Here is a 1,670-nt window from a genome sequence, read left to right as displayed (position 1 = left end):
GTGCCACCTCGTTCGATCAGGGCCGCTTTACGCTGGAGGGCACCCGCCCCGCCAATGCGCTCTATCTGGATGCCGCCTTCCAGCTGTTTGGCCAGCAGGGTTACGCCCATCTCATCGAGGCCAACTACGACCGCGCCCGACAGATGGCAGAGCTCATCGCAAGCGACCCCGCTTTCGAGTTGATGTCGGCACCGGTGATGAACCTGCTCTCCTACCGCTGCATTCCGCCCCACCTGCAGGGCAAGCCACTGGATGAAGCGGCCAATGCGCAGATCAACGACTTCAACGTGGCCCTGCAAAAAGCCCAGCGGGCCGAGGGGCACAGCTTTGTCTCCCGCACCCAGCGGGCGGTGGGGCGCTACGGTGCCCAGCCGCTCACCCTGCTGCGCGCCGTGCTGCTCAACCCGCTTATCGAAGAGCGCCACATCCGCGAGCTACTGGCGGATCAAAAACGGTTGGGCGAGCCCCTTGCCCGCCAGCTATTTGGCTAGCGCCGCATCAGGGAACGGGACGTAAAATGGGCGGTCTTATTCATTTGCCGTTGCCCATCGGGCAGGTAAACTGGACAAAATTTTGAGGTCTACTCTTGAGGGCTACGCGCCAGACATGAAGCAATTTATTGAATTTATTCCACTTATCGTTTTCTTCGCGGTCTACAAGTTCTACGACATCTACACGGCCACCGGCGCCCTGGTCGTGGTGACCGGTCTGCAACTCATCTACAGCTGGGTGCGTTATCGCAAGGTCGAGAAGATGCAGCTCTTCACCTTCATCTTGGTCGGCTTCTTCGGCGGCCTCACCGTCTTCTTCCACGATGACACCTTCATCAAGTGGAAAGTGACCATCATCAATGTGCTGTTCGCGCTGGGTCTGCTCATCAGCCGCTACGGCTTTGGCAAGAACCTGATCAAACAGATGCTGGCCAAGGAGCTGCAAGCCCCCGATGCCGTCTGGGACAAGGTCAACCTCGGCTGGGTTGGCTTCTTTACCGTCTGTGGCCTGCTCAACCTCTACGTGGCGTTTAGCCTGCCGCAAGAGATGTGGGTCAACTTCAAGGTGTTCGGCCTGCTGGGGATGACACTGGTGTTTACCCTGCTCAGTGGCGTCTATCTCTACCGCCACATCCCTGCCGAACAAAAGAACGAGCTGAAAAAATAACCCTCATCAGAAAAGGATCCTCTCATGTGGTATCTCATCTACTCCGAAGATGTTCAGAGCAGCCTGCCGCTGCGCAAGCAAGTGCGCCCTGCCCATCTGGCCAGGCTGCAGGCCTTGCAGGATGAAGGCCGATTGCTGACCGCCGGCCCCAACCCGGCTATCGATGCCGACGATCCGGCCGATGCAGGCTTTACCGGCAGTACCGTCATCGCCGAGTTTGCCAGTCAGGCCGATGCCAAAGCTTGGGCCGATGCCGACCCCTATGTGGCGGCCGGTGTCTACGCCAAGGTGACCATCAAACCGTTCAAAAAGGTGTTCTAACAGAACGCCATTCCCAAGATGCAAAGAGGCCGGACGCTGGTGTTCAACCAAGTCCGGCCTCTTTCTATTCTACGGTATCACAAGCGGGCTCACGCCCGGGCGACAAACCAGGGATTGAGGATGTCAGGCTTGTTGTACGCAAGGGGTGAACCATCGAGTTGGGTCACGCTGCCTCCGGCCCCTTCCAGCAC

2 protein-coding genes and 2 pseudogenes are annotated in these 1,670 nt (G+C 58.6%); 3 read left to right on the top strand and 1 reads right to left on the bottom strand.

The window, feature by feature from the left end; genetic code table 11:
- The 3 genes and pseudogenes from AAC083_RS22135 to AAC083_RS22125 form a co-directional block, all read left to right on the top strand.
- Positions 1–491: pseudogene (locus AAC083_RS22135) on the top strand (pyridoxal-dependent decarboxylase); the annotation flags it as partial.
- A gap of 115 nt (positions 492–606) precedes the next feature.
- Complete coding sequence (locus AAC083_RS22130) at positions 607–1,158, top strand: septation protein A (RefSeq protein ID WP_108537723.1); 552 nt, start codon at positions 607–609, stop codon at positions 1,156–1,158.
- Between the two features lie 24 nt (positions 1,159–1,182).
- Complete coding sequence (locus tag AAC083_RS22125; RefSeq protein WP_108537722.1) at positions 1,183–1,479, top strand: YciI family protein; 297 nt, start codon at positions 1,183–1,185, stop codon at positions 1,477–1,479.
- Positions 1,480–1,568: 89 nt separating this feature from the next.
- Here the strand turns inward: AAC083_RS22125 and AAC083_RS22120 are convergent.
- Positions 1,569–1,670, bottom strand: a pseudogene (locus AAC083_RS22120) (3'(2'),5'-bisphosphate nucleotidase CysQ); the annotation flags it as partial.

This window comes from Aeromonas sp. HMWF014 (assembly GCF_963878295.1).
Classification (GTDB): Bacteria; Pseudomonadota; Gammaproteobacteria; order Enterobacterales; family Aeromonadaceae; genus Aeromonas; species Aeromonas popoffii.
The sequence above is the reverse complement of the archived record's forward strand: the minus strand, read 5'-3'. Positions and strand labels throughout refer to the sequence as shown.